A 25,932-nucleotide genomic window follows, 5' to 3' on the forward strand; every position below is an offset into this window, starting at 1 on the left:
AAACACCACCAGGAGCACACCACATGACTGCAATACAAATCTGCGCATTGATCAGCATCATTTTCGCAGCCGCGATCCTCTATTGGGTCGGCTATCGATGGGGCTTGATTGATGGTCGCATCGAAGGCATTGATGAAGGCAAGGCTATTCAGCAATCAGATAGCTCGGGCGCCATCCGGGACTTGGAGCTATTGCTTGAGCAAGCCCAGATTCACCACAAGCAACTATTTGCCCAATACAAGCGGGCATTGGATGCATCGAAGCTGGGGGAGCCAGCTCGCAAAACGTTATTGGATATCGCCGAAAAGCTGCGTATCGCAGCCGAGACATTCAGCGCGTTCCGCACCGGCAAGAAGCTCGAACGTGACTCGCTAGCTCTGCGCGACCAAGCACTCGCTATGGCGGCGTTACTAGATCCAGCCGCACCAAAGCTAGAACCGACCTTAGCAAATAGCTCAATCACTGAGCCCCAAGGCCGATGGGTGATAGAGCGTGGGCCTACCGAAGCAATGTGCCCTGAAGAAGCCCGCAAAGCATTGCTATTTTTTCGAACCGGAACGGAACTTCGTACCCGAAATCAAAAAGCTTTCGGCGGTGACGTATGAGCCGCGCCATTCCGATGCTGCGCCTAACGCCCCAGGCGGCCGGTACACTGCAACAGCAACATGCAAAGGCTACCAAGGATCTTCACGCCCTGACCCGCTACAGCAAAGAGTTCGCCCGCCAGTTAAAACCACTGATCGGCTACGAAGCTCTGCGCCAATTGCACAAGGCAACCAACAATGCCCTGCTGCTGGCTGATCTCGTGAAGGAGGCGGCATGAACTGGATCCTTACTCACACAGGCAAGCACTTTGACCTCCTTGAACCCGACGCCGACATGATCGATCCACGGGACATCTCGCACGCGCTGGCCCACCTTTGCCGCTTCAACGACCACACACGCGAGTTCTACAGCGTGGCCCAACACAGCTGCATCGTCGCCGAGTTGGTGCCGGAAGAACACAAGTTGGCGGCCCTGCTCCACGATGCGACCGAGGCGTACCTAGGCGACATGACCCGGCCACTCAAACAGTGGATGCCCGACTATCGAGAATTTGAGGACGTCGTATGGGGGCGTGTCTGTGAGCGCTTCGACCTGCCCTTCGATCTACCCGCATGCATACACCAGGCTGACCTGATTGCGCTGGCCACCGAGCGCCGCGACCTCATGCCAACCGATCCGGCTATCTGGGATTGTTTGGGCGGCATTGAACCCAGGGTTGAAACAATTCGCCCATGGCCTGCCGCAGAAGCCCGAATCACCTACCACCAGCGGCTGATGGACCAACTCGCTATCGAACACCGGAGGAAAGCGGCATGAAGAACCACCAGGACAACATCAGCACCCTGCCCGCTTTGCTCCGCACTCCCGCGAGTGTCGACACACTAGAAACAAACAGTCTCTGCTGCGCAGCAGCAGGCATTATTGCATCTTCCAGCGCCACCGCCGAGGCACTTATACCCCACGAAAAGCTGCGCGGGGCAGCGCTCAGTGATGCAACGCTAACCACTTCGCAACGCCCGCTCGCGCAGCCTGTTGTGGGGTATACGCAAGTTTCGACAGGTATCGAATACTCAGCAGAGGCGAAACCAGGCCGACGTAACCGGCCCCGCGACCTGCCGCGTGAAAATGACACCGCCTTCCAGCCGCAACTATCGCCAGATTGTGCGGGCACTACCCACCTGCGCTTTCGTAGATCCAAGCGCGCTAGCAAGGCCGAAAGCGAAGTTTTCAAACCCACCCCAATCACCAGCGCAGTCCATACCCAGTTTGGACTCAACCTGGTAGGCGGGATTCGCGTTGATCTTTTCGCGGGCGGAGGCGGCGCGACCATGGGCCAGGAGATGGCTACCGGTATGCCGGTAGATATCGCCATCAACCATGACCCCGACGCCATCAGCATGCACAAGCGCAACCACCCAAGCGCTGAGCACTACATCACCGATGTTTATGACATATGCCCACACAAGGCCACCCGGGGCCGGCCGGTGCTGCACCTGCATGCTAGCCCCGAATGCACCCACCACAGCCTCGCTGCCGGCGGCCAGCCGCGCAGTACCACCAGCCGCTCGCTGTCCTGGGTGGTCATCAAATGGGCCGGTCAGGTACGCCCGCAGATGATCACCATGGAGAACGTGATCCAGGTCCTCCAGTGGGGACCGCTAATCGCCAAGCGCTGCCCAACTACAGGCCGGGTCATATGCCGCGACCTGCGTGTTGCCGATGTTGGAGAACGGGTGCCGGTGCAAGACCAGTACCTGATACCCGATCCGAAACGCAAAGGCCAAACCTGGCGCCGGTTTGAATCGATTCTGCGTGGAATGGGTTATGACCTGCATCACGGCAAGCTGAAAGCCAGTGACTTCGGCGCCGGCACATTGCGCGAACGTCTTTACCTGGTGGCCCGCTGCGACGGCAAGCCAATTCAATGGCCAGAGCCTACCCACACGAAAGCTCCGACAAAGGGACAAAAGCCGCAGCTCACCGCAGCCAGTAGCATTGATTGGTCTATCCCCTGCCCCAGCATCTTTCTCGACAAGGAAGAAGGCCGCGCCGCTGGTGTGCGCCGCCCGCTGGTTAACAAGACCATGGAGCGTCTGCGCAAGGGCGCCAAGCGCTATGTGATCGATCACGCAGACCCGTTCATCGTCAGCGTCAACCACTCGGGCAGCGACGACTCGCGCGTTCACTCAGTCGACCTCCCTACGAAAACCATTACCGGCTCCCATGGGTTCGCGCTGGTGACCCCAACGCTTGCCCCCTTCATCACCGAGCATGCCAACGGCAGTAGCCAGCGCAACATGCCCGGCGATTCGCCGTTGCGCGCCATCTGCGCAAATGTCAAAGGTGGCCACTTCGCACTGACCGTCGCCTACCTGGCTCAACACAACGGCGGCTACAACCTCCCCCCCGGGCACCACCCAACCGAACCCCTGACAGCGATCATCACAAGCGGCAGTCAGCAGAACGTGGTCACAGCCCACTTATGCACGCTGCGCAAAAACTGCGTTGGCCAACCAATGGATGGCCTGGTGCCGACCATCACTGCCGGCGCCGAGCACCACGCCCTTGTTGCGTACACCCTGGCGCCGGAATACCAGGTGGGCGCAATGCGCGTCGCGGCGTTCCTGATGGGTTATTACGGCACCGATAACACCTACGACCTGCGCGACCCAACAGCAACCATAACAACCCGGGATCGCCTGGCCCTTGTAACCGTCACCATCAAGGGCACCCCTTATGTGATCGTCGATATCGGCATGCGAATGCTCACCCCACGCGAGCTGTACCGCGCCCAAGGCTTCCCCGACAACTACGTTATCGACGTGGGGCACGACGGCCGCAAGCTCACCAAGCGCGCCCAGGTGCGGATGGTGGGTAACTCAGTCTCCCCTCAACCCATGGCCGCGTTGATTCGGGCAAACATGAGCGAGACCGTCACTGAACAGCTGGAGGCAGCATGATGGAATTCCAAAGCGAAACCCTGGCCGACGAAGAATTGGCAACCATCACCGGCTATCAAATCCCGTCTAAGCAAATCCACTGGTTAACCGAAAACCACTGGGAGTTTGTTCTGACTGGCGCTCGCCGCCCGATAGTAGGTCGAGTTTATGCCCGGTTGAAACTGTCAGGTGTCAAACCTTCCGCTGCCAATATCGTGACTGAAACCTGGTCGCTCGATCTCGCAAATGTGAGCTGACTAATGCGCCAGAAAAGTACAGCCAATCGAGATCTGCCGCCACGGATGATACGGCGTATTCGCAAGGGTAAGAGTGGAAAGACTTGGACATCGTATTACTACGACGGAAGGACTGCCGATGGGAAGCGGAAGGAAATACCACTCGGTACAGACCTCGATCAGGCCAAAGTGGAGTGGGCCAGACTGGAGCGCAAGACACCACCGAAGCCCAATCACCTGATGAGCTATATATTTGATCGCTACGAAAAGGAAATCATCCCAACGAAGTCAATTCGCACCCAGTCCGATAACCGCAAAGAACTCAAGCAACTGAGAAAAGCGTTTGAGAGCGCCCCTATTGAGTCGATCACGCCACAAGTGGTGGCTCAGTACCGAGACGCCAGGACGGCCAAGGTCAGGGCCAACCGTGAGATCGCCCTGCTCTCCCATGCCTTTACCATTGCGCGTGAATGGGGGCTAACTGACAAAGCAAACCCTTGCTTTGGAGTTCGCCGTAACAAGGAAAAGCCACGGGACTATTATGCCGGTGAAATTGTATGGAATGCGGTGTACGCGGAGGCTGCACAGGAGCTCAAAGACGCTATGGATCTAGCATACCTTACCGGCCAACGCCCCGCCGATGTGCTCAAGATTGCAGCCACCGACTTGAACAACGGTTTTTTGCTGATTGGCCAGGGTAAGACCGAAAAACGTCTCCGTTTGCGGCTGGAGGATGCAGGTATCCAATCTGGACTGAGCGCTTTTATACATGACCTTCAGGAGCGCAGAGCGATCAAAGGTATTAGAACCTCGATCTTGATCACAAATGCTTCTGGGCTTCGAATGAGCCAGCAGATGTTGCGGAACCGGTGGGACGACGCGAGAGAGAAAGCTGCGATAAAAGCCGCCACTGATGGTGATCCCGCGCTGGCGAGTAGCATTAGGCAGTTCCAATTCAAGGATATCAGGCCAAAAGCCGCTAGCGAAATCGAGCTAGCTCATGCTAGCCGTTTGTTGGGCCACTCAACCGAAGAGATAACCAAGAGAGTTTATAGACGGGTGGGTGAAATAGTTAAGCCAACGAGATAGCTTTGAGCTTAATAAAAATAAATTAGGCTCGTTTATAACTCACTCAAAGGAATGAAAAATAACAGTTTGATATCGCACATCATGAACCAGTGAATGCGCACGGCCCAGCGTTGATTGGCTAAAAGCACATTGCTTGCAAAAGAGTCCAATCACGTTAACTCAGTTAACGGGCCGACCTTCAATAAGGGAAAGGATGTGCGAAACAATGCTATCAACTTGAAAAGGCTTAGTAAGCACGGACATTCCTGGAGGAAGTTGTTCGCTCCCTATTATCGAGCTCTCAGCATAGCCCGTGATAAACAAAACCTTGAGATCCGAACGAAACACGCGAGCAGCATCGGCCATCTGACGTCCATTTAGTCCACCAGGCAAGCCAACATCTGTGATAAGCAGATCGATTCGTAAGTTGGACTGCAGCAGCTTAAGGCCAGCAATGCTGTCTACCGCCTCGATCGAGACGTAGCCAAGATCTTCCAGAATATCTGAAACCAGGATACGAACAGAGGGCTCGTCGTCAACAACTAATACCGTCCCTCCCTTTATCAGCTCCTGGAGATGCAATCCGGGAGACTCGGGTGTATCCGCTTCAACTACTGTTTCGTCATCATAACGGGGAAGGTAAATATGCACCGCTGTGCCATGCCCTTCCTCTGAACTGATACGAACCTGCCCACCTGATTGCTGAGCAAATCCATAAATCATGGACAGCCCAAGACCAGTACCTTCGCCGAGAGGCTTGGTGGTGAAGAAAGGCTCAAAGGCCCGGGATATTACTTCAGGCGACATGCCTACACCCGTGTCAACCACACGGAGTGAAAGATAGTCTCCAGTCGAGACCTGGTGTAGATGTGAATCTTGCCCTTCAATGAACTGATTAGCCGTTTCAATGATTATTCGACCACCACTAGGCATCGCATCACGTGCATTAATACAAAGATTTAAAAGTGCATTTTCTAACTGTGATGGATCCACCAAGGTAACCCAAAGCCCCGGCGCACTGATGACTTCCACTGTGATACTAGGGCCAACTGTTCGCTGGATCAGGTCCTGCATTCCATCAACGAGCCGGCCGATATTTGTTGGTCTAGGATCGAGTGTCTGGCGACGGGAAAAGGCAAGTAGCCGATGGGTTAAAGCGGCGGCACGCTTTGATGCATCCTGAGCTACTGCTATATAACGCCCTATATCGCTAAAGCGCTCCTGGCGTAGTCGGATCAGCATAATTTCCAACGCACCCGAAATGCCAGCTAGTAGGTTATTAAAGTCGTGTGCTAAGCCACCAGTCAGCTGTCCAACGGCCTCCATTTTTTGAGATTGGCGCAGTCTCTCTTGTGCCTTGATCAATTCAGCAGTGCGCTCCGCGACGCGCTGCTCTAGCGTATCATTCAAAGCCCGCAGCTCTGTTATTGCGCGATCACGTTCCGCTTCGATGGCCCGCCTACCCTCAACGTCTATGAGAACTCCTGGGAAACGAAGGGGTATACCCTCAGGCGAGTGCTCCACGAAACCATTGGCCTCTAGCCAGTAATAACGTCCGTCATTACGCTTCACGCGATACTGATGTGCGTACGCGCCTCCACGCGTTCTGGCGTCGTGAATGGCAGATGCCAAACCTTGCTGATCATCCGGATGAACAGTGGCCACAATTTGAGCGAAAGGGATGCCCACTCGTCCAAGTGCTGGGTCAAGCCCAAATGCGCTAGCGAACGCTTGGTCGACATTGAAAAGGTCCGTTTGCAGGTCCCAGTTCCACGTTCCTATTATTGCACCTGCATCTAATGCAAGCTGCACCCTCTGCACGTTTTCTTGCGCAAGGGCTTCGCTAATGCGAAGACGCTCCTCTGCTGTCCGTCGTTCTGTTACATCGATTACAAATCCTGGGAAACTTATCGGTTCTCCTTGTTCATCGTAATCAACTCGTCCGCTCGCGAGCAGCCAATAATATTTGCCGTCTGAGCGCATCACTCGATATTGATGAGAATAAGCACCACCTAGGACGATGGCCCTTTCAATTGCAGCGTCCAAGCTCGGCCTGTCTTCAGGGTGAACGTGTTCAAGAACTCTGCCGATGGGGATTTCAACGTTGACCAGGGCTAGATCAAGTCCAAACGCTTTGGCGAATCCTGCGTCTCCGGTGAAACAGTCTCGCTTTGGGATCCAATTCCAGGTCCCAATAACTCCACCAGCCGTTAAGGCGACACTCAGATGCTCTAGGTCCTGACGAGCGCGCGCGTCACGTTCCATTTGTGCATCGGCCGCAGCTAATCTCGAGCGAAGCGCCTCGTTCTCAGATCTCAGATAATCGGTTTCACTAAACTCACTAGTCATTAGAGTTCACTGCGTCGCCCTGCAGGTGGAGAGATTAAGCCGTCATTGAGATTTGTCTTACCGCAGAAGGTTCACACTACTGCGAGTGAAAATAGAGGGCAACCCCCTCATCACTGACCAATACAATACTGTCGTGGCCAAAATTCCATTCTACTGCCGGCTAGCTAGGTAGCACGCATGTTTCCGTGTCAAGAGTAGTCAGGCTGCTGAGTATTAAATGCGGCTGACAGTTGAGCAGTCGCACCTTAAAAGGACATCTTATTACCGTCTAGTAACTCGTCCATTCTTTTGCGAAAAAGCCCATTTCGTTCAATTTTAAGCCATTTATGAAAGCCTAGCCGCAGCATAATTGAACGCTCGAGCCGTACCCTAAACGCCCAAAATTCATCAATGCCGTGCAGGTTGTTGCGGAAGTGATTCGAAAAGATGCGGAAGTGGTAGGCATATCGCAGCAAATAAAAAACCCCGTAGACGTTAATCTACGGGGTTTCTAAGAGTGGAGGCCGAGGTCGGAATCGAACCGGCGTAGGCGGATTTGCAATCCGCTGCATAACCATTTTGCTACTCGGCCTCAAACGACAAATGCCATGACCGCTGACATTTACCGCATAAAAACTTGAGTGGGCTATAGAACCCTGCCTCTACTCTAACTTATTGAATACATTGAAGTTTTTAATGCTTCGTTGCGTTCGATGGGCGCCATTATGTACTCATTTGCTTTTACCTGCAACCCCTTGATTTCAAAAATATTTCGTATTGGCATCAAGGGGTTGCGCACCTGCCCTACTCCTTGATGAGCTGTTGTTGATACTGCGGGTCAGCCTGGATCTGGGCGTCGGTGAAGGGCAGCGGGCGTAGTTTTTTCTCGGAGAAAGCGCGGGTCTGATCCTTCGAATACTGGGAGGCTGGGTTGCTGGATTCGGAGAATGCCAATACGCCCAGGGCATGCGGGCCTAGGGCGTCGAAGGTGACGATTTGCAAATAGCTGGTGCCGCTGACGACTTCGCGTTTGCCATCGGCACGCGGCACGGTTTGCATGGCGTTGTAGATGCCCAGCTGCTGCGGGCCGCCGTGCATCGGGGTTTGGCCGCTGACCTGGATGTCGCCCCAGCGGGTCGACCCAAGCTGGCTCACCGCTGCCGTCGAGGCCAGCATGGCTTCGCGCAGGGCGTTGGCCACGGGTTCGCGCTCGGTGGCCAGCCCACGCGGAGTGGTCAGGGGGTGCGCCGGGTCGAAGGCGACGCGCCAGGCGTCGGGAAGTGCCTGCAGGTGTTCGAACAGATTGATGAAGTGCACCAGGCCGACGCCGCTGTCGAGGTTGGCGTGTTGGTCCCAGTTTTTAAGGCTGGTGCAAAGTGGCTGCAATGTCGCCGCATCCGCGCCGAGGTGGTTGGCGCAGAACGCGAGCAGGTCGGGCATGACTTGGCTGGCGAGGTAGACCTCGTTGTCCATGACCATGTTTTGCAGGTCGGTCACCTTGATCGGTTGTTTGGCCAGAGATTGCAGGCGCTGCAGGGCGAATCGGGCGCGTGGGCCAAGGCCGATGTGATCCTGGCTGATCACCGGCGAAAACCCGGTCAATGGCGCCTTGGGGTTGGCCATCCACGCCGAATCATTGGCGTGTTGCACGTAGTCGGTGCGCTCCAGCTGCGGCAGGTCGGCGGCCGCGAAGATGCCGGGTTGGGCGGCACGCGGGTCGATGTCCCAGGCGCAGGCGCTGTGGGATCCGTCGAGCACGATCAGTTGCAGGCCGGCGCGCGGGTCGCTGCATTGCGCAAGTTTGGCCGCGCTGACGTTGGGCACCACTGACAGGTTCATGTACAGGCTTTGGCCCTGGTCATCGGCGGCCAGGGTGTTGACCCACGGGATGCCTTGCAGGGTGTGCACCGAGGTTTGCAGCGCCTTGAGGCTGGTAGCGCGGTTCATGGCGTCCCACTGCTGCAGGACGCGGTCGTTGCCCAGGTTGGCGTCGCGCAGGCTGAAGGCGTAGTGGCTGTCCCAATCCAGCTTGCCGGGCCATTGCACCACCGGGCCGAATTGCGAGCTGTACAGGGTATGCGCCTGCGGCCTCAGGCTGCCATCGGCCTGCTTGACCTGCACGGTGACGGAGGTTTTCTCCAGGGGAATGGATTGACCGTCGAGCAGGTAGCGCGTCGAATCCTTGGGATCCAGGGTCAGGCGGTAGAGGGTGAAATGCTTGGACGTGTCGACCGTGTGGGTCCAGGCCACATGCTGGTTGAAGCCGATATTGATCAGCGGCAAGCCTGGCAGCGCGGCGCCCATCACGTCCAGTTGGCCGGGGATGGTCAGGTGCATCTCATAAAAGCGCATGCCGCCCACCCACGGAAAATGCGGGTTGGCCAACAGCATGCCACGGCCATTGAACGAGCGATCACGGCCTACCGCGACGGCGTTACTGCCGCGGTCGAGGCTGAAACGTTGCTGGTTGGCCGACGCCTGCTCAAAGGCTTTCAAACCGGGTTTCACACTGGCAGTGGCCTGAGGCGGTGTGGCGCCAACCAGGGCTTCGGCGAATTGACCGACACCGCCTTCCACCAGCAGCCTGCGCGTCAGCTTGATCACGTCTTGCGCCACAATCGGTCGAACCCACGCCGCCTGGCATTGTGCCGGCGCGCCCTGCTCTTTCAGGTAGCGGTTGTAGCCCGCGACGTAGCCTTCAATCCGCTGTTGGATCTGTGGCGTCTGGGCGTTCCAGAAGGCGCTCACCGCTTGGGGTGTATTCAGCCAGGTGAAAAACACATCGCTGGCAAGGTTGTTGCGCTCCTCCAGGGTCGCCTGTTCGGGGCCGAAATACTTGGCGCGCTCGCCGCTCACCGTGACCACTTCGTTGGCCAGCAGGCACAGGTTGTCCTGGGCATACGCGTAGCCGATGCCGTAGCCCAGGCCGCGTTCGTCGTTGGCGCGAATGTGCGGCACACCAAACGTGGTGCGGCGAATGTCCGCCGACGCCTGTGTCACTTGCTCGCGCGCCGACGCGGCAACACTGGCTCCCAGCAACAGCCCCGCCACGCACACCCTGGACAACCGGTTGGAAATAATCACGCAAGCTCCACAGTCAAATTGAACACCCTCACAAGGGGGCAGCTACCCCACCGTAAGGACGCAATGAACCGGGAATAATTTAGCCGCCGGACGCGTTTATTTAAGGCGTGCGCGCTGTGACAAAGTCGATACCGACAAAATTTCTACATCCAGCACTTCATGATTTCTGTCGCTCGTTCGTCTTATTAGCTAAGAGCGCCATCATTTTCCTGATCAGGCTCTGATAAGGAGTTTCTGCATGTACAACTCGCAACTGCCCACGGACGGACATTCACCGGCCGCCGACGCCAATTACGGCAGCGGCGGCGCACGCGCGTTCGGCAAAGCGCCCGAACAGCAAGGCAACCAGCGTATTCGCCATTTGCTCAAGTGCTTCGGTTTGCGCACCAGCTTGATTCGGCTGAAGGTCATCGACGCCCTCCTCACCGCTGCCGACAACCAGCGCACCCTCGGGGTGCGCGGCGTGCACAGCCATTTGCTGGAGCTGGGCATTCCGTTGTCGTTTCTCAGCGTGCGTGAGGTGCTCAAGCGCCTGTGCAGCGAGGGCGTGATCACCCTCAATGCCGATAAAAGCTACAGCCTCCACGAAGAGGCTGCCAAAGTGCTCGATGGTCGCGCCTGACTGGCGCGATCAGAAGTTGGGCTTGACCTTGCGGCGCATGATGCCGTTGATCACTACCACGGTCACCGCCACGGCAATGGCGATGTACTGGAACGTTTTTTCGCTGATGACCCCAGTGTTCTGCAGGTAGGACAGGCCGAACATCGTCCCCAGCACCACAAGGGAAATCAGAATCGAATATTTCAAACGTTGCTTTTGGGTCATGACGGGGTTCCTGAACCTGATAAATGTATCCACTTTGTATCGCCGAACATGCCAAGCACATACCCAGTGACGGGGATGGATGAGGGTCGGCAGGGTCGTATGTTACAGGCGATGAAAAAGTTTGGCTTGTCCCACGCCTGATTGACCTTGTGAGCACCCTAGAGGATTTTCAAATGTTACGTCGAATCACACTGCTGATTCCATTGCTGATCATGCTGAGCATGAGTGGCTGCTTCTTTTTCCCACACGGCGGCGGTGGCGGCTGGCACGATCATCGCTACGACGGCGGCCCAGGCTACGAACACCGCTGATCGCGCCTGCGCCCCGTTTTCCAGCCCGGAAAACGGGGCGCTCAGCCAGCGTGCACCCAGCGCTGATGCAACCAACGCGCAAACGCATCCAGGGCAAACCCCAATAGCCCGATCAGCAGCACCATGGCCATCAGTTCCGAATAGGCCAGACGGTCCCGAGTGTCGAGGATGTAGTACCCCAGCCCCGCACTGACCCCAAGCATTTCGCACGGCACCAGCACGATCCACAAGATACCGATGGCCAGGCGCACGCCGGTCAGCACATGCCCCACCACGCCGGGGATGATCACCCGCCGCAAGGTTTCCCAGCGCGTAGCGCTCAAACTCTTACTCAACTGCAGCCAACGCGGGTCCAGCTGACGCACTCCGGCAGCGGTGTTGAGCATGATCGGCCACACAGCCGCGAAGGCCAGCAGAAAATAGATCGGCTGGTCGCCCACGCCCATCAACATCACCACGATAGGCATCCACGACAGCGGTGAAATCATCCGCAGAAACTGGAAGGCCGGCGTGGTAGCCGCCTCCAGATTGCGCGAGCTGCCCACCAGCAGGCCCAGGGGCACGCCTACCCACAACGCCAGAAACAGCCCAACGAAAATACGCTTCAGGCTGACCGCAATGTGCAGGTACAGCTCGCTGCGCCCCAGCAATTCCCACAAGCTGCTGAAGGTCGCCGCCACTGAAAAGCGCGCCGACAACCCGTCGGCGTCGCCCAATACCTTGACGCCCAGCCACCACAAAAACAGCAAGCCTGCCAAGCCACTCAGCCCCAGCAACCAGCCCGGGATTCTGCCTTTACTCAAGCGCCAATCTCCTCGTGCCGTTCGTAGCCATCCGGCAAACCGAAGCTCTTCATGCCGCCCACCGACTCGATGGCGTTACGCACAAAACGGTCGTCGACCAAGTCTTTGGCAACGAACGCCGGATCGAGGTCGGCGAGGAATTTTTTGTCGCCTTCAATCAGCGTGTCCTTCAAGCGCCGCACCAGTTCCTCGGTGTAGCTGGGGAATGGGTAGGGCTGAAAGTCGATGCGGTGTTCGTCCCAATTGGCATGCTGGATCGCACCGTCGGCCAAATAGGCAGCACGGTCGGCGGCAGCCGGCGCGAGGACTTTGCTCAAGACCGGCTCAGCGTGTGGCGTATAGCGGTTCGGCCCGTCTTTGGACAGCAGCTTCACCGCCTCTTCACGGTTGTCGCGCGTCCACACCTGGGCCTTGACGATCGCATTCACGACCTTTTGCGACCATTCGGGGCGGTTGGTCAGGTCATGTTCATGCATGAACACCACGCAACACGCATGGTTGCGCCACACATCGCCGGTAAAGCGCTGCACCCGGCCGACCTTGAGGTTTTCTGCCAGGGCGTTGAACGGCTCGGCGACGATATAGCCGTCGATGCGTTTGCTGGCCAGGGCCGGCGGCATGTCGGAAGGCGGCAACACGATGAGGTTGACCTCGTTGGCGCCAATCGCGCTGCCGGCAGCACGCGCCACGGGGGTCAAGCCGTTATCACGAAACAACTGCTGCACGACCACGTTGTGGATCGAGTACCAGAACGGAATCGCCACCGACTTGCCGCCCAGTTGCTTGACGTCGGTAATGCCTGGCGACACGGTCAGGCCGGAACCGCCGACGTGGTTCCAGGCCACAACCTTGGCAGGCACCTTGCTGCCATAACGCGCCCACACCGTCATCGGCGACAACAGGTGAATCACGTTGACCTGTCCCGAAATGAACGCCTCGATCACCTGAGCCCAACTGCGCAGCAGCACCGGGCGCTCGGCCTTGATGCCTTCGGCTTCGAACAGGCCGTTGTTGTGTGCGACCAACAGCGGCGTGGCGTCGGTGATCGGCAAATAACCGATGCGCACCGGCGCGTCCGGTTCGCTGGCGGCGCGCGCCTGCAAACTGCTCAGCAGCGGCATGGCACCGGCGGCACTGAGCACCGCCGAGAGTTTGAGAAAGTCACGGCGCGAGTGAGTGAGGTCATCCAGACACATGGTTGGGCTCCAGCAGTTCAAGGGGGTTGGGTTGAGGGCGGCTCGCCTGCCGTAAGGTTTTCAGAATGTCGATACGCAGCGCGCCGATGGCCTCGACCTGTTCTTCACGCGGCTGTGGCAGGTCAATCTGCCACTCGCCCAAAGTGCGCGCCGGGCGGTTGCCCAGTAGCAGGATGCGGTCGGACAGCAGCAGCGCCTCATCGATGTCGTGGGTGATCAGCACCGCCGCCGAACCTTGCTCGCGGTTGACCTTGAGCAGCAGGTGTTGCATATCGGCACGGGTGACTTCATCCAACGCGCCGAACGGCTCATCCAGCAGCAGCACCTGTGGCTGGCGTGCCAGGCAGCGGGCCAATGCGGTGCGCTGGGCCATGCCGCCGGACAATTGCGCCGGAAACTGTTGGCGGGCATGTTCCAGCCCCACCGCAGCAATGGCGTGGTCAACGCGACGGCGCCGCTCCTCGGTGCTCAAGTGCGGCTGGCGGGCGAAATCCAGGCCAAATGCGACGTTCTTTTCCAGGCTCAGCCAGGGCAACAGGCTGGGGTCTTGAAACGCCACTGCAACGCGTGGATGCGGGCCATTCAAGGGCTCGCTCAGCACGCGCACGCTACCGCCCTGGGGCGCCTGCAAACCGGCAAGCACACGCAACAGGCTGGACTTGCCGACGCCGCTGGGGCCCAGGATCGATACCACCTCGCCTGGTTGCAGCTGCAAATCAAACCCTTGCAACACCGGGCCGCTGGCATACCCAAGGCAAATGCCCTCGGCCGTCAATACCGCCTGGTTCATAGAGTGGCCTGGCGATGCAACTCGGTGCGCAACTGCACCAGGCTTGGCGTCACGATCGGCACAAAGGCCGATTCACGCCAACGCCGTGCAAAACCGCTGCCGTGGGCGGTGAGGTAGGCCTTGCCGCCGCTGGCTTGCAGTTCAAGCTGCACGGCACTGGCGGCGGTTTCTGCGAGGGCAATCCGCAGCTTGAACAGCGGCACGGGCTCGGCCGCAAAGCGCCCGGCGAGCAGGCCCTTTTTCAGGTCGTTGACCAAGTGATCCAGGGTTACCCGCAACGCTTCCAACTCATCGCGCAACACCGTGCGACTCGACCCCAGGTGGTTGGCCACCTCCGCCAGCGAACGACGGGCCAGGCCAATGGACATGCCGCATTGCAAGCCCAGAAACGCCGGGCGCACGGCCGGCAGGAACTTGCGCGCATCTTCATGCAACAACCACTCACGGCTCAGCTCGACGCCTTCGAGCCCCAACGCGGCGGTATTGCTCGACTGCAACCCCATCAGTTCCAGGTCGCGCGAGCGTTGCAAGCCGGCAACCGAATCGGGAATCGCCAGGATAAACGGCGCACCGCCGGCGGCATGCTCGATAGCGGCGGCCGCGACAAAGCCGTTCTTGCGTAAATTGGTCACCCAATGCAGGCGGCCGTTGAGGGTCCAGCCGTCTTCGGTCGGCTCGGCGCTGATTTGCAGGGTCTCGATGCCCGACAAAAACTTCATCGCATTCGACAGGCCGGTCGCCCCGGCCAGCTTGCCGCTGAGTAAGTCCGGCAACAGGTGCTCGCGCAGCCGATCGTTGGGGCTTTGCAGCAAATATTCGATAAAGGAACGCTGGCCCCAGCAGACAAATGCCGCCGCCAGGGAATGGCTGGCGACATTGGCGATGGCGTCAACCGCGCCGGTGACATCGCCGCCCAGGCCACCCAGCGCTTTGGGCACGCCGATACGCAAGACATTGGACTCTGCCAGCCTTGGCAGCACTTCCTGTGGATCGCAACTGCCCACATCCAGGGCCTGCGCTTGAACATCGAGCCAACGGCTCAAGATTGGGTCAAGCATTCATGTTTCTCCTTGTTACAGCAGGTGGACCATCGCCGATGCATGCGCGCTTCAGCTTGCCGGTTTTTCCCAACGGTATTGCGCCAGCTCCGGGTTCAACGGCGTGCGGGCAAACACGTTAGCGAAGTTGCACAGGGTTGCCAGGCTCACGCCCAAAATAACTTCCAGGGCCTGGCCTTCGGAGTAACCGGCAGCACGGAACGCCTCGAAGCCTGCATCGCTGACGTCACCGCGCGTGGCGATCACTTCGCGCGTGAAGGCGGCGAGTGTCTCATAGCGGGCATTGGGCAGTTCGCCGCGCTGGCGCAGGGCATCAATCACGTCTTCAGGCAGCTTGGCCTTGTTGCGCGCCACGGCGGTGTGGCCGGCAACGCAAAAATCACAACCGTGGGTGGTGGCGGCAATCAGTTGCACCACTTCGCGGTCGGCCAGGCTCAATTCTGCCTTGGCGTTGAGGCCCGAAACCGTGATGTAGGTTTCCAGCGCGGCCGGTGCGTTGGCCAATACGGCGAGCAGATTAGGGATGAAACCCGAGGCCTTCAGGGCATTTTCGAGAAAAGGTTTGGCGGCTTGCGGCGCGGTTTCGGGGGTGAGCAACGGTACACGGGACATGGAGTGGTCTCCTGATGGATTCGTGTATCCAGTCTGTTGGTTATAAAAAATCGCCTCAATAGGCTAAAGTAGCGATTACTTGCTCTTGAGTCTTTCCGTTAGATGAATTCGTCCAGTGCACTTGTCGATTGGTTATTAGACAGCCTCGAACTCAACACCAGTTTGTTCCATGTCGGCCGCTATTGCGGTGACTGGCATGCGAGCACGCATGGGCTGGCGAGGGCGAGCTTTCACCTGATCGTTCAGGGCCAATGCTGGCTGCATATCGATGACGAATCCACCCCCCTGCAGCTGAACAATGGCGACGCGGTGTTTCTGTTGCGCGATTTGGCCTATCGCCTGTCGGGCGAGGCCACGGCCGCCGGCGCGCGCGAGTGCCCGCGCCGGCCGATGCTGCCGCTGGACAGCCTGGCCAGCGATGGCGTGGGCCTGGTCTGCGGGTTCTTTCATTTTCATTCGGGCTTGTCGGCGATGATCGTCGACACCCTGCCCGCCTGGATCATCCTGCGTGCCGGCGACCCGTCCCTGATCGCCGCACGCAACCTGTTCGAACTGATCCTGCAAGAGTGCGAGCGCACGCCGGCACCCTCTTCGGCCTTGCTTGAACGGCTTTGCCACCTGCTGTTTCTGTACGTGCTGCGTCAACAGGTCATCGACAACACCGAATTGGGCGGCCTCGCCGCACTGGGCCGGCAACCGGCGTTCGCCAACCTGCTGGAACAATTGATCGCACACCCCGCCGATGCCTGGACGCTGGAAAGCATGGCCGCCTGCACCGGGCTGTCGCGTTCGGCGTTTTTCAAGCGGTTTAACGAGTTGTGCGGGCAGTCGCCGGGGCAGGTGCTGTTGATGATGCGCATGCGCCACGCCTGCCAGCTGTTCAAGGAAGACCAAACCGTGGCGGATGTGGCGCTGGCCGTGGGTTATCAATCGGTGGCGGCGTTTACCCGAGCCTTTTACAAAGTCACCGGGCAGCAACCCGGCGCCTACCGCAAGGCTCAAGCCTGACGTTGCAACCCGTTGCCCGGCCGCGCGCACAGCTCCACCAGCCAATCGACCAATACCCGCACCCGGGGTGACAGCTGGCGATGCGGCGGGTACAGCGCCGTCAGCGGTAGTTGCGGCGGCTTGATCGCGGCCAATACCTCCACCAGGCTGCCCGCCTGCAGTTGCTGCATGACGTGGTAATAAGGCGTCTGCACCAGGCCATAGCCCGCTTCGCAGGCAGCGAGGTAACCGTCGGCACTGTTGACGGCAACCTGCTTGGGCAGGTCCACCAGGCGCAGCGCCTGCCCTACTTGAAACTCCAGGCCATAGCGCTTGCCACTGCTGCTGGAGAAGTATTCCACTACCTGGTGGCCGGCCAGCTCGTCAAGGTTGGCGGGCACGCCGAAACGCTGCAGGTACCCGGGGCTGGCACAGGTCACCTGATCCATCATTGCCAGCGGGCGCGCCACCAGCGAGTCGTCCAGCGCCAGACCACCGCGCAGCACGCAGTCTACACCTTCGCGAATCAGGTCGACCGGGCGGTCGTTGAGGCCGATTTCCAGGTCGATGTTCGGGTAGCGAGCGGAAAATTCCGGCAGTGCAGGTATGACCAGAAATCGGCCGATGCCCGAGGGCATATCGATGCGTAATGTGCCACGCGGGCTGCCTCGGGTAGCAAACACCGCTTCGGTCTCTTCAAGGTCTGCCAGCAAGCTGACGCAGCGCTGGTAATACGCGGCGCCATCCAGCGTCGGGCTGACTTGCCGGGTGGTGCGCTGCAGCAACTGCACGCCCAGGTGCGCTTCCAGTTGCTTGATCAGGATAGTCACCGAGGCGCGTGGCAGTTGCAGGCTGTCGGCGGCCTTGGCAAAGCCACCCAGTTCGACGATCCGGGTAAACACACGCATGGCGTTAAATCGGTCCAAAGCCAGGTTCTCCCGGGGCATTGTTTAGAAAATCCTAATAGTGATAGCGGTTTTAGCCGCTTTATCCCTCAGTTGTCGAGGAGAACAATGGGGCCTTTCCCCTCCAAGGAGCTTTCCCGATGCATATTCGTCAACTCGGCAAAAACGGCCCTCACGTCAGCGCCATCGGCCTGGGCTGCATGGGCATGACTGATTTCTACACCACCGGCACCGATACCCAGGAAGCGATTGCAACCTTGCACCGCGCCCTGGAGTTGGGCGTCACCTTGCTCGACACCGCCGACATGTATGGCCCTCACACCAATGAGGCGCTGATCGGCAAAGCCATCGCCGGCAAACGCGACCAGGTGTTTCTGGCGAGCAAATTCGGCTTTGTGCGTGACCCGGCCAACCCGTCGGCGCGCGGTGTGAATGGCCGCCCCGAGTACATTCGCGAGGCCATTGACGGCACCTTGAAACGTCTGGGCATCGAAACGCTGGACCTCTACTACCAGCACCGCATTGACCCCGACGTGGCAATCGAAGAAAGCGTCGGCGCGATGGCCGAGTTGGTCAAGCAAGGCAAGGTGCGTTATCTGGGCCTGAGTGAAGCCTCCGCGGCCAGCCTGGAGCGCGCACACAAGGTGCACCCGATCAGCGCCCTGCAAAGTGAATATTCACTGTGGAGCCGCGACCAGGAAGACAACGGTTGCCTGGCGGCCTGCCAGCGCCTGGGCATCGCCTTTGTGCCTTACAGCCCGCTGGGGCGAGGGTTTCTCACCGGCGCGCTGAACAGTCCGGAGGACTTCGCCGCCGACGACTACCGCCGCTCCAGCCCGCGCTTTCAAGGTGAGAACTTTGCCAAAAACCTGCTGCTGGTGGAGCAAGTGAAAGCGCTGGCTGCGCAAAAAGGCGTGACAGCCGGGCAACTGGCGCTGGCTTGGGTGCTGGCGCAGGGTGATTACCTGATCCCGATTCCAGGCACCAAGCAGCGCAAATACCTGGAAGAAAACGTGGCGGCCCTGGATATCAGCTTGAGCCCTGCCGAATTGGCGGCGCTGACGTCAATATTCCCGGCGGGCGCTACTGCGGGTTTGCGCTACACCGAGGCATCAATGGGCCTGGTGAATAAATAGCCTGTGTGGTCAGGGTGCACCGGCTTACGGTGCGCCCTGACTTTTCTTGCACGATGGTACCTCAAGCTCCTCCTTGCCAAGCCGATAGCCCGATGAAGCTCTAACACAGCCGCGTCAATAATAAACGCTTCGTAAGGACGACCTCATGCCCCCACTGCGCTCCATCCAAACCCGCTACACCCTGTTTCTGGTGCTGTTCGTCCTGGTGTTATCTGTGTTGACGGTTGTGGGGATCGGCCAGTTGGTCGCGCCCCAGCTGCGGCACACTGAAGAACAGGTGGTGCTCAACCGCATCGCGGAAGTCGCCGAACAGATTCAGGGCGAACTGAACAAGGTTCAGGCCCAGCAACGCAGCATCACCCAGACCATTCCCCTGCTCGACAGCGATGCCATCGACAAAGTCCTGCCCGGCCTGGTGGACCAGTACGGCGAGCTGAAAGTCTTCGGTGGCGGCATCTGGCCATTGCCGAATCAGCGCACGCCGGGGCGCAACAAGCACAGCACGTTCTGGCACCGCGATGCGTCGGGCAAGCTGGCGGTCAATACCTTCTGGAACAGCGACGCGGCGCCCAATTACTACGATCAGAGCTGGTACAAAGGCGGTCTCGCCTCACCGCGTGGCCAGTGCGCCTGGGCGGCGGCTTACAAAGACGACGCCAGCCAGGAGCCACGCACCAACTGCGCCATGGCCATCCAGCGCGACGGTGCTGCCTACGGTGTTGCCACCATTGACGTGACCCTGGGTTTCTTCAATGACCTGGTCGCCAGCAAAGAGAAAGACATCGGCGGGCAGATGCTGATCGTCGAAGGCGACGGCAAGATCATCAGCAACAGCACGCGCCTCAGCGGCCCGGTGGTGTTGAAAAATATCAGCGAATTGGCTGGCACCTCGGCGTTTGCCGCTCAGGTCAGCAAGGCCCTCGCCCACCGCGACCAGGCCCAGCGCGCCGAATTCGACAACCAGGGCGTGGCCAGCACCTTCTACATGCGCCCGATCGAGGGCACGCCCTGGTTCCTCGCCACCGCTCTGCCGACTTCGCTGATCACCGCACAGCGTGATGATGTGCTCGGCAGCCTGGCCCTGTTGCAAATTCCCATGGTGTTGCTGCTGGTGCTGCTGGCGTTCTATGCCATCCGCCAACTGGTGCAGCGCATGAAGTCGCTGAGCATCAATATCGACGCGCTGTCTGCCGGCGATGCCGACCTGACGCGCCGCATCACCATCCGTGCCGAAGATGAAATGGGCGCCATCGGCCACTCGGTGAACCGCTTCATCATCTACCTGCAAAACATGATCGGCGAAGTGACCCAGGCCACGGGCGCGATGTCGACGGGGCTTGAGCAATTGCAGCAGACCTCGGCGCACACCAACCGGATTCTGGTGCGGCATGCGTCGGAGACCGATCAAACGGTCACGGCCATCACCGAAATGAGCTCCACCGCCGACACCGTGGCGCAGAACGCCGCTGAAACCGCCTCCTTCACCCAGCGCGCCAACGAACACGCGGACCGCTCACGGGTGGTGGTCGGAGAAGCCTCCACCAGCGTCAGCGCGTTGATCGGCGAAGTGGCCAGCGCCACCCACACCGTGGAGAACATGCGCCAGGACGCTGCTCGCATCACCGAAACCCTCGGTGTGATCGGCGCAATTGCCGGCCAGACCAACCTTCTGGCGTTGAACGCTGCGATTGAAGCGGCGCGGGCCGGTGAGCAAGGCCGTGGTTTTGCGGTGGTGGCCGACGAAGTCCGGGCGCTGGCGGCACGCACCCAGGCCAGCACCTCGCAGATCAACGAAATGCTCGCACGCCTGACCACCGGGGTCAGTTCGTCGGTGACCGCCATGGAAAACACCCAGGCCAGTTGCCAGTCGGCCGCAGATGCTACCGCGCGGGTCAACACGGGCCTGGACGAGATGGCCGGCTCGGTCAGCCATATCAACAACCTCAGCACTCAGATCGCGACCGCCGCCGAGCAGCAAAGCGCGGTGACCGAGGAGATCAACCGCAGCATGGTGCAGATCCGACATATGGTCGAAGAACTGGTGGAAAGTGGCCACGCCACTGAAACCAATACGCAGAGCCTGCTGGATGCCAATGGCCGAGTGATTGCGTTGATGAGTCGCTTCAAGGTGCGCTGATAAATGCATGAAACACTCCCGTGCAAAACACGGGAGTGGGACTATCCTGACAGCTCCTAGTGCAAAGTCTCGCCACACAGGAGGTGTGTCATGCACGCTGTCGAGCATTCGAGCCGCTTGGAGCGGATCATTCAGGAACGGTTTATCCAAGCCCCCGTTGACGTCGTTTACGACTACGTGACCCAGCCTGACCGCTGGCACGAGTGGCACCCCACTTCCCTCAGCGCCGACACCGGCACCACCGGCTCTCTCCCGGCCGGCACCCGCTTTACCGAAGTCATCGACCTGCTGGGTGTGCGTGTGCCCATGAGCTACCGCGTGCAAATCGCCCGCCATCCGACTGAATTCAAGACCGTGTTCACTTCCCTGGCCGTGGACGGCGCCATTCACTATTTCTTGCAGCCCCATCACGGTGGCACGCTGTTCAAGCGCGTATTGACCTACGAAACCGAGCTGCAACTGGCCACCTTGCATGAGCGCATGGTCGAGCTGTCCGACGTTGCCCTGGACCAGCTCAAGCATCGGCTGGAAAACGCGCCCTTCGTATAATTTGGAAACATTACTGGCACCTCCTCCGACCTGTAGACGCTGGCTTGCCTGCGATGACGTCGTCATGATCGCCCCCATTCCCGACGACGTCCTCTTGCTTACGAGACCCGCATGAAAAACCCATTGCGACTGGCCCTGCTTTCAGCCCTGCTCACCTCCAGCCTGGCCCAGGCTGCCGAGCTGATCCCTATCGACGTGCACCGCGACGCCAACTGCGGCTGCTGCAAAAAGTGGATCAGTCACCTGCAAAGCAACGGGTTCAAGGTCAACGACCATGTCGAAGCCGACATGAGTGCCGTCAAGCAGCGCCTGGGCGTGGCACCGCGCCTGGGCTCGTGCCACACCGCCGTGATCGACGGCAAGTTCGTCGAGGGCCATGTGCCTGCCGAACAAGTGCTGGCCTTGCGCAAACGCGACGACTTACTCGGCATCGCGGCGCCGGGCATGCCCATGGGGTCACCGGGCATGGAGATGGACGGCAAAAGCGACGCCTATCGGGTCATCGGCCTGACCCGTGACGGCAAAGACGTGGTGGTGGCCGACTACCCGGCCCATTGAGTCATGCTCACCGGTTACCTGGGCCTCTTCTTCGCCGCCTTCGGTGCCGCCACGCTGTTGCCGATGCAATCGGAAGCGGTGCTGGTGGGCCTGTTGATCAGCGGCCATTACAGCCTGTGGTGGCTGCTCGCGCTCGCCACCGTTGGCAACGTATTGGGCTCGGTGGTGAATTGGTGGCTGGGGCGCTCGGTCGAGCGTTTCAGGGCGCGGCGCTGGTTTCCGGTCAGCCCGCGGCACCTGGAAAAGGCGCGCGCACACTACCAACGCTGGGGGCATTGGTCGTTGTTGCTCAGTTGGGTGCCGATTATCGGCGACCCGCTGACCCTGGTGGCTGGCGTCATGCGTGAACCGTTCTGGCGCTTTCTGCTGCTGGTCAGCGTGGCCAAGGGCGCGCGATACGCGGTGCTGGCGCTCGTGACACTGAGCCAGCTCACGCACCGGTAACGCGGGACCACTGGTCGACACTGTCAAATCTGACAGCTAGACGCGAGCCCGGTCGGCGCTTAATTTCCTACGCATACGCACGGTTATGCGGACATTCCCCGTAAGAATCTTCTGTTTATCCGCGCCGTTGAGCTGTGCCCATCGGCCGGTCCAAGGGGTTAATCCTCGATTAATCGCTTGCCGACAGCATCCGATTTTCACTGCGGAGCCCACCATGCACGCCAAGCGTATGTTCTGTCTCACCGGCCTGTTACTCACCGCAACCCTGACCGGCTGCGCCACCGGCAAACACGACACCTATGGTCCCGAGCTGCAGGGGTTCAAATACCCCTACCCGGTGGCACGGTTCAAATTCGTGTCCCAAGGCCAAACCGTGCAAATGGGCTACATGGACGTCGCCCCCAAAGGCACGCCCAATGGCCGCAGCATTGTGCTGATGCACGGCAAGAACTTCTGCGCCGCCACCTGGGAAGGCTCGATCAAACCGCTCAGCGAAGCCGGTTACCGAGTGGTGGTGCCGGACCAGATCGGTTTTTGTACCTCCAGCAAGCCTGATCACTACCAATACAGCTTCCAGCAACTGGCGATCAACACCCATCAATTGCTGCAAAAGCTCGGCATTCAAAAAGCCACGGTCCTGGGCCATTCCGCCGGCGGCATGCTCGCCACCCGCTACGCCTTGCTCTACCCACAGCAAACCGAGCAACTGGTGATGGTCAACCCCATCGGGCTGGAGGACTGGAAAGCCCTCGGCGTGCCCTACCGTACCGTCGACCAGTGGGCTCAATCAGAGAGCCGGCTGACCTACCAAAGCGTGCGCGCCTATCAACAGCGCCATTACTACGCGGGGCGCTGGGAGCCGGCCTTCGACCGTTGGGTGGACATGCTGGTCGGGCTTACCAATGGCTCCGGCCACACAGAGGTGGTGCGCAATTCCGCGGCGCTGTACGACATGCTCTTCACCCAGCCGGTGTACTACGAGTTCAAAAACCTGCAGGTGCCGACGCTGCTGCTGATTGGCACCGAGGACACCACGGCCCTCAACAGTGACCTGGCGTCGCCGCAAGTGCAGGCGAAAATCGGTAACTACAAGGTGCTGGGCAAGCAAGTCGCCCAGTTGATCCCTCGTGCCACGCTGGTGGAATTCGACGGCCTGGGCCACTCGCCGCAAGTGGAAGACCCTGAACGGTTCAACGCAGCGCTGCTGCAGGGTTTGAGCGCGCCTTGAAGCGATCACCGCTGGGGCGCTGGTTGGTCACGCAGCGCTCCGTTAATCCTCGCTTAATCCCCTCGCCACAGCATCCGAGACACTGTTTTCGGAGCCTGCCCCATGACGTTGATCCGCTCACTGTGCGCCGCCAGCCTGTTGCTGAGCACTGCCGTCCCCGCCTTCGCCGCCACTGAAAGCCCCGCCTATGGGCCCGAGTTGCAAGGCTTCAAGTACCCCTATCCCGTTGAGCATTTCAACTTTCAGTCCCAGGGCAAAAGCCTGCAGATGGGTTATATGGACGTGCCCGCCCAAGGCAAGGCCAACGGGCGCAGCGTGGTACTGATGCATGGCAAGAATTTTTGCGGCGCCACCTGGGATGAATCGATTAAAGCCTTGAGCGGCGCTGGCTACCGGGTGATCGCGCCCGACCAGATCGGCTTCTGCACGTCCAGCAAGCCCGACCACTACCAATACAGTTTCCAGCAACTGGCGCTCAACACCCACCAACTGCTGGAAAAACTCGGCATTCAAAAGGCCACCATCGTCGGCCATTCCACCGGCGGCATGCTTGCCACCCGCTATGCGCTGCTGTACCCGGCGCAAACCGAGCAGCTGGCGCTGGTCAACCCGATCGGCCTGGAAGACTGGAAAGCGCTGGGCGTGCCCTACCGCAGCGTTGACCAATGGTATGAACGCGAGCTGAAACTGAGCGCCGACGGCATTCGCCAGTATGAACTCAACACTTACTACGTCGGGCGCTGGAAGCCTGAGTACGACCGTTGGGTCGACATGCTCGCCGGTTTGAACAAAGGCCCGGGGCACACCCAGGTGGCATGGAACTCGGCGTTGATTTACGACATGATCTTCACCCAGCCGGTGTACTACGAGTTCAAGGATTTGCAGATGCCCACGCTGCTGCTGATCGGCACGTCCGATACCACCGCCATCGGCAGCGATATCGCGCCGCCAGCGATCAAGGCCAGGCTCGGTCATTACGACGTGCTCGGCAAGCAAGTGGCCAAGTTGATCCCCCGCGCAACCCTGGTGGAATTCCCGGGCCTTGGGCACGCGCCGCAGATGGAAGAGCCGGTGAAGTTTAATCAGACGCTGTTGCAGGGGTTGAACGCCCTTTAATCCAACCTTTTTCGAGGCACTCGTGAATGTCGGTACAGATCGCAGTCATTGATGATTGGCAGGATGTAGCCAGTGGCGTGGTGGATTGGTCGGTGCTGCAGTCGGTGGGCCAGGTGCATTTCCTGCACGACTACCCGGCGGACACCGCGTTGATGATTGAGCGCTTGAAGGGGTTTGAAGTGATTTGCGTGATGCGCGAACGCTCGACCTTCGACAAGGCGCTGTTGCAGGGCCTGCCCAAATTGAAATTGCTGGTGACCGGTGGCATGCGCAACGCGGCCATCGACATCGCGGCGGCCAAGGCCTTGGGAATCCAGGTGTGTGGCACCGACAGCTATAAGCAGGCGGCGCCGGAATTGACCTGGGCACTGATCATGGCCTCGACCCGCAACCTGCTGGTCGAGGCCAATGCGTTGCGCGACGGCGGCTGGCAGGTTGGCCTGGGCGGTGATCTGTACGGCAAGACCCTGGGGATCCTGGGGCTGGGCAGCATTGGTCAGAAGGTCGCGCAATTTGCCCAGGTGTTCGGCATGCGTGTTATCGCCTGGAGTGAAAACCTCACACCAGAACGTGCGGCCGAGTCGAGAGTGACCTGGGTCAGCAAGCGCGAGCTGTTTGAACAGGCCGATATCCTGACGGTGCATCTGGTACTCAGTGATCGCAGCCGTGGTCTGGTGGATGCCCAGGCGCTGGGCTGGATGAAGCCAACCGCACGGCTGGTGAATACGGCACGCGGGCCGATCGTAGACGAACAGGCGCTGGTGCAGGCCTTGTCCACCGGGCGCCTGGCCGGGGCGGCGTTGGACGTGTATAGCCAAGAGCCACTGCCTGCGGAGCATCCGTTCCGGCGCTTGCCCAATGTATTGGCCACGCCGCATGTGGGTTACGTGAGCGAGCAGAATTACCGGCAGTTCTACCAGCAGATGATCGAGGATATCCAGGCCTGGGCCGGCGGCACGCCCATTCGAGTGCTCGGGTAGCGCACCAATCAGGGGCGTACGCACTGCTCTGGCGAGGTGCGTGCACCCACTGGGGCGCGCGAAGCGACCCTGCGCTTGACTGCAGAACCCCGGGC

Annotated in this window: 26 protein-coding genes and 1 tRNA gene; 17 read left to right on the top strand and 10 right to left on the bottom strand. The window is 59.6% G+C overall.

The genetic code is table 11. From position 1 onward, the window contains the following. Positions 1-23: 23 nt before the first annotated feature. From ABWL43_RS15300 to ABWL43_RS15325, 6 genes are read left to right on the top strand one after another with little or no spacing between them, the layout of a single operon-like run. Positions 24-605 (top strand): hypothetical protein, encoded by a 582-nt coding sequence (locus ABWL43_RS15300; protein WP_404483001.1) that lies wholly within the window; start codon positions 24-26, stop codon positions 603-605. Next, positions 602-823, top strand: a complete 222-nt coding sequence (locus tag ABWL43_RS15305; RefSeq protein WP_404483002.1) for a hypothetical protein — start codon at positions 602-604, stop codon at positions 821-823. Before ABWL43_RS15300 ends, ABWL43_RS15305 begins: the two co-directional genes overlap by 4 nt. Beyond that, positions 820-1,362, top strand: a complete 543-nt coding sequence (locus tag ABWL43_RS15310; RefSeq protein ID WP_404483003.1) for a phosphohydrolase — start codon at positions 820-822, stop codon at positions 1,360-1,362. Before ABWL43_RS15305 ends, ABWL43_RS15310 begins: the two co-directional genes overlap by 4 nt. Continuing rightward, complete coding sequence (locus tag ABWL43_RS15315; RefSeq protein ID WP_404483004.1) at positions 1,359-3,506, top strand: DNA cytosine methyltransferase; 2,148 nt, start codon at positions 1,359-1,361, stop codon at positions 3,504-3,506. The genes ABWL43_RS15310 and ABWL43_RS15315 overlap by 4 nt, the downstream gene beginning before the upstream one ends. Continuing rightward, a complete protein-coding gene (locus ABWL43_RS15320) occupies positions 3,506-3,742 on the top strand; it encodes a DUF4224 domain-containing protein (protein WP_262211051.1) in 237 nt (78 codons plus the stop codon). Before ABWL43_RS15315 ends, ABWL43_RS15320 begins: the two co-directional genes overlap by 1 nt. 3 nt (positions 3,743-3,745) lie before the next feature. Further along, positions 3,746-4,810 (top strand): tyrosine-type recombinase/integrase, encoded by a 1,065-nt coding sequence (locus tag ABWL43_RS15325; RefSeq protein ID WP_262210895.1) that lies wholly within the window; start codon positions 3,746-3,748, stop codon positions 4,808-4,810. A 159-nt stretch (positions 4,811-4,969) separates the two neighbouring features. On the opposite strand, the gene ABWL43_RS15330 is transcribed toward ABWL43_RS15325, so the two are convergent. The 3 genes from ABWL43_RS15330 to ABWL43_RS15340 form a co-directional block, all read right to left on the bottom strand. Then, the gene (locus tag ABWL43_RS15330) at positions 4,970-7,138 is read right to left on the bottom strand and encodes a PAS domain-containing protein (RefSeq protein WP_404483005.1); all 2,169 of its coding nucleotides are present in this window, start codon (positions 7,136-7,138) and stop codon (positions 4,970-4,972) included. Positions 7,139-7,635: 497 nt separating this feature from the next. Beyond that, positions 7,636-7,709 (bottom strand) — tRNA-Cys (locus ABWL43_RS15335). A gap of 212 nt (positions 7,710-7,921) precedes the next feature. Beyond that, the gene (locus ABWL43_RS15340; RefSeq protein WP_404483006.1) at positions 7,922-10,201 is read right to left on the bottom strand and encodes an acylase; all 2,280 of its coding nucleotides are present in this window, start codon (positions 10,199-10,201) and stop codon (positions 7,922-7,924) included. 238 nt (positions 10,202-10,439) lie between these two features. On the opposite strand from ABWL43_RS15340, the gene ABWL43_RS15345 reads away from it, so the two are divergent. After that, on the top strand, positions 10,440-10,823 hold the full coding sequence (locus tag ABWL43_RS15345) for a fe2+ zn2+ uptake regulation protein (protein ID WP_404483007.1): 384 nt from the start codon (positions 10,440-10,442) through the stop codon (positions 10,821-10,823). Positions 10,824-10,832: 9 nt separating this feature from the next. On the opposite strand, the gene ABWL43_RS15350 is transcribed toward ABWL43_RS15345, so the two are convergent. Continuing rightward, positions 10,833-11,027 (bottom strand): hypothetical protein, encoded by a 195-nt coding sequence (locus ABWL43_RS15350; RefSeq protein WP_053255884.1) that lies wholly within the window; start codon positions 11,025-11,027, stop codon positions 10,833-10,835. A 173-nt stretch (positions 11,028-11,200) separates the two neighbouring features. Between ABWL43_RS15350 and ABWL43_RS15355 the strand changes: the two genes are divergently transcribed. After that, positions 11,201-11,338 (top strand): hypothetical protein, encoded by a 138-nt coding sequence (locus tag ABWL43_RS15355; protein ID WP_164487942.1) that lies wholly within the window; start codon positions 11,201-11,203, stop codon positions 11,336-11,338. 41 nt (positions 11,339-11,379) lie between these two features. On the opposite strand, the gene ABWL43_RS15360 is transcribed toward ABWL43_RS15355, so the two are convergent. The 5 genes from ABWL43_RS15360 to ABWL43_RS15380 are packed head-to-tail and all read right to left on the bottom strand — an operon-like array spanning position 11,380 to position 15,797. Continuing rightward, positions 11,380-12,126 (bottom strand): ABC transporter permease, encoded by a 747-nt coding sequence (locus ABWL43_RS15360; protein ID WP_370004772.1) that lies wholly within the window; start codon positions 12,124-12,126, stop codon positions 11,380-11,382. Between the two features lie 11 nt (positions 12,127-12,137). Continuing rightward, positions 12,138-13,337 (bottom strand): ABC transporter substrate-binding protein, encoded by a 1,200-nt coding sequence (locus ABWL43_RS15365; protein ID WP_404483008.1) that lies wholly within the window; start codon positions 13,335-13,337, stop codon positions 12,138-12,140. Continuing rightward, positions 13,324-14,127, bottom strand: coding sequence for an ABC transporter ATP-binding protein (locus ABWL43_RS15370; protein WP_404483010.1), 804 nt, complete (start codon positions 14,125-14,127; stop codon positions 13,324-13,326). Before ABWL43_RS15370 ends, ABWL43_RS15365 begins: the two co-directional genes overlap by 14 nt. Continuing rightward, on the bottom strand, positions 14,124-15,185 hold the full coding sequence (locus ABWL43_RS15375) for an acyl-CoA dehydrogenase family protein (protein ID WP_404483011.1): 1,062 nt from the start codon (positions 15,183-15,185) through the stop codon (positions 14,124-14,126). Before ABWL43_RS15375 ends, ABWL43_RS15370 begins: the two co-directional genes overlap by 4 nt. A gap of 51 nt (positions 15,186-15,236) precedes the next feature. Next, on the bottom strand, positions 15,237-15,797 hold the full coding sequence (locus ABWL43_RS15380) for a carboxymuconolactone decarboxylase family protein (RefSeq protein ID WP_242198095.1): 561 nt from the start codon (positions 15,795-15,797) through the stop codon (positions 15,237-15,239). A 102-nt stretch (positions 15,798-15,899) separates the two neighbouring features. On the opposite strand from ABWL43_RS15380, the gene ABWL43_RS15385 reads away from it, so the two are divergent. After that, positions 15,900-16,805 carry an AraC family transcriptional regulator gene (locus ABWL43_RS15385; RefSeq protein WP_404483012.1) on the top strand — a complete coding sequence of 302 codons (906 nt, stop codon included), beginning with the start codon at positions 15,900-15,902 and terminating at the stop codon, positions 16,803-16,805. On the opposite strand, the gene ABWL43_RS15390 is transcribed toward ABWL43_RS15385, so the two are convergent. Beyond that, positions 16,796-17,710 (bottom strand): LysR family transcriptional regulator, encoded by a 915-nt coding sequence (locus ABWL43_RS15390; RefSeq protein WP_404483013.1) that lies wholly within the window; start codon positions 17,708-17,710, stop codon positions 16,796-16,798. The genes ABWL43_RS15385 and ABWL43_RS15390 overlap by 10 nt on opposite strands. 119 nt (positions 17,711-17,829) lie before the next feature. Between ABWL43_RS15390 and ABWL43_RS15395 the strand changes: the two genes are divergently transcribed. The 8 genes from ABWL43_RS15395 (at position 17,830) to ABWL43_RS15430 (ending at position 25,837) form a co-directional block, all read left to right on the top strand. Then, positions 17,830-18,825: an aldo/keto reductase gene (locus tag ABWL43_RS15395; protein ID WP_404483014.1), complete on the top strand. Its 996-nt coding sequence runs from the start codon at positions 17,830-17,832 to the stop codon at positions 18,823-18,825. Positions 18,826-18,970: 145 nt separating this feature from the next. Continuing rightward, positions 18,971-20,962, top strand: coding sequence for a methyl-accepting chemotaxis protein (locus ABWL43_RS15400; protein WP_145161025.1), 1,992 nt, complete (start codon positions 18,971-18,973; stop codon positions 20,960-20,962). A gap of 90 nt (positions 20,963-21,052) precedes the next feature. Continuing rightward, positions 21,053-21,511, top strand: a complete 459-nt coding sequence (locus ABWL43_RS15405) for an SRPBCC family protein (protein WP_404483015.1) — start codon at positions 21,053-21,055, stop codon at positions 21,509-21,511. A 111-nt stretch (positions 21,512-21,622) separates the two neighbouring features. Continuing rightward, entirely contained in the window at positions 21,623-22,069 is a 447-nt protein-coding gene (locus ABWL43_RS15410; RefSeq protein WP_145161030.1) for a DUF411 domain-containing protein, read from the top strand. A gap of 3 nt (positions 22,070-22,072) precedes the next feature. Further along, positions 22,073-22,513, top strand: coding sequence for a YqaA family protein (locus tag ABWL43_RS15415; RefSeq protein ID WP_404483016.1), 441 nt, complete (start codon positions 22,073-22,075; stop codon positions 22,511-22,513). Positions 22,514-22,727: 214 nt separating this feature from the next. Further along, positions 22,728-23,741 (top strand): alpha/beta fold hydrolase, encoded by a 1,014-nt coding sequence (locus ABWL43_RS15420; RefSeq protein WP_404483017.1) that lies wholly within the window; start codon positions 22,728-22,730, stop codon positions 23,739-23,741. A 102-nt stretch (positions 23,742-23,843) separates the two neighbouring features. Beyond that, the gene (locus ABWL43_RS15425; RefSeq protein ID WP_404483018.1) at positions 23,844-24,857 is read left to right on the top strand and encodes an alpha/beta fold hydrolase; all 1,014 of its coding nucleotides are present in this window, start codon (positions 23,844-23,846) and stop codon (positions 24,855-24,857) included. A 26-nt stretch (positions 24,858-24,883) separates the two neighbouring features. Beyond that, entirely contained in the window at positions 24,884-25,837 is a 954-nt protein-coding gene (locus ABWL43_RS15430) for a D-2-hydroxyacid dehydrogenase family protein (protein WP_404483019.1), read from the top strand. Positions 25,838-25,932: the final 95 nt, after the last annotated feature.

The sequence above is a fragment of the Pseudomonas sp. HT11 genome (assembly GCF_044875395.1).
GTDB lineage: Bacteria > Pseudomonadota > Gammaproteobacteria > Pseudomonadales > Pseudomonadaceae > Aquipseudomonas.

What these genes read in the sequence shown, in the direction of transcription:
- ABWL43_RS15315 (WP_404483004.1), top strand. Translation starts at nt 1,359, where the DNA reads ATGAAGAACCACCAGGACAACATCAGCACCCTGCCCGCTTTGCTCCGC.
- ABWL43_RS15410 (WP_145161030.1), top strand. Translation starts at nt 21,623, where the DNA reads ATGAAAAACCCATTGCGACTGGCCCTGCTTTCAGCCCTGCTCACCTCC.
- ABWL43_RS15325 (WP_262210895.1), top strand. Translation starts at nt 3,746, where the DNA reads ATGCGCCAGAAAAGTACAGCCAATCGAGATCTGCCGCCACGGATGATA.
- ABWL43_RS15430 (WP_404483019.1), top strand. Translation starts at nt 24,884, where the DNA reads ATGTCGGTACAGATCGCAGTCATTGATGATTGGCAGGATGTAGCCAGT.
- ABWL43_RS15375 (WP_404483011.1), bottom strand. Translation starts at nt 15,185, where the DNA reads ATGCTTGACCCAATCTTGAGCCGTTGGCTCGATGTTCAAGCGCAGGCC.
- ABWL43_RS15395 (WP_404483014.1), top strand. Translation starts at nt 17,830, where the DNA reads ATGCATATTCGTCAACTCGGCAAAAACGGCCCTCACGTCAGCGCCATC.
- ABWL43_RS15320 (WP_262211051.1), top strand. Translation starts at nt 3,506, where the DNA reads ATGGAATTCCAAAGCGAAACCCTGGCCGACGAAGAATTGGCAACCATC.
- ABWL43_RS15405 (WP_404483015.1), top strand. Translation starts at nt 21,053, where the DNA reads ATGCACGCTGTCGAGCATTCGAGCCGCTTGGAGCGGATCATTCAGGAA.
- ABWL43_RS15380 (WP_242198095.1), bottom strand. Translation starts at nt 15,797, where the DNA reads ATGTCCCGTGTACCGTTGCTCACCCCCGAAACCGCGCCGCAAGCCGCC.
- ABWL43_RS15300 (WP_404483001.1), top strand. Translation starts at nt 24, where the DNA reads ATGACTGCAATACAAATCTGCGCATTGATCAGCATCATTTTCGCAGCC.
- ABWL43_RS15415 (WP_404483016.1), top strand. Translation starts at nt 22,073, where the DNA reads ATGCTCACCGGTTACCTGGGCCTCTTCTTCGCCGCCTTCGGTGCCGCC.
- ABWL43_RS15425 (WP_404483018.1), top strand. Translation starts at nt 23,844, where the DNA reads ATGACGTTGATCCGCTCACTGTGCGCCGCCAGCCTGTTGCTGAGCACT.
- ABWL43_RS15365 (WP_404483008.1), bottom strand. Translation starts at nt 13,337, where the DNA reads ATGTGTCTGGATGACCTCACTCACTCGCGCCGTGACTTTCTCAAACTC.
- ABWL43_RS15355 (WP_164487942.1), top strand. Translation starts at nt 11,201, where the DNA reads ATGTTACGTCGAATCACACTGCTGATTCCATTGCTGATCATGCTGAGC.
- ABWL43_RS15420 (WP_404483017.1), top strand. Translation starts at nt 22,728, where the DNA reads ATGCACGCCAAGCGTATGTTCTGTCTCACCGGCCTGTTACTCACCGCA.
- ABWL43_RS15350 (WP_053255884.1), bottom strand. Translation starts at nt 11,027, where the DNA reads ATGACCCAAAAGCAACGTTTGAAATATTCGATTCTGATTTCCCTTGTG.
- ABWL43_RS15305 (WP_404483002.1), top strand. Translation starts at nt 602, where the DNA reads ATGAGCCGCGCCATTCCGATGCTGCGCCTAACGCCCCAGGCGGCCGGT.
- ABWL43_RS15370 (WP_404483010.1), bottom strand. Translation starts at nt 14,127, where the DNA reads ATGAACCAGGCGGTATTGACGGCCGAGGGCATTTGCCTTGGGTATGCC.
- ABWL43_RS15400 (WP_145161025.1), top strand. Translation starts at nt 18,971, where the DNA reads ATGCCCCCACTGCGCTCCATCCAAACCCGCTACACCCTGTTTCTGGTG.
- ABWL43_RS15310 (WP_404483003.1), top strand. Translation starts at nt 820, where the DNA reads ATGAACTGGATCCTTACTCACACAGGCAAGCACTTTGACCTCCTTGAA.
- ABWL43_RS15330 (WP_404483005.1), bottom strand. Translation starts at nt 7,138, where the DNA reads ATGACTAGTGAGTTTAGTGAAACCGATTATCTGAGATCTGAGAACGAG.
- ABWL43_RS15385 (WP_404483012.1), top strand. Translation starts at nt 15,900, where the DNA reads ATGAATTCGTCCAGTGCACTTGTCGATTGGTTATTAGACAGCCTCGAA.
- ABWL43_RS15345 (WP_404483007.1), top strand. Translation starts at nt 10,440, where the DNA reads ATGTACAACTCGCAACTGCCCACGGACGGACATTCACCGGCCGCCGAC.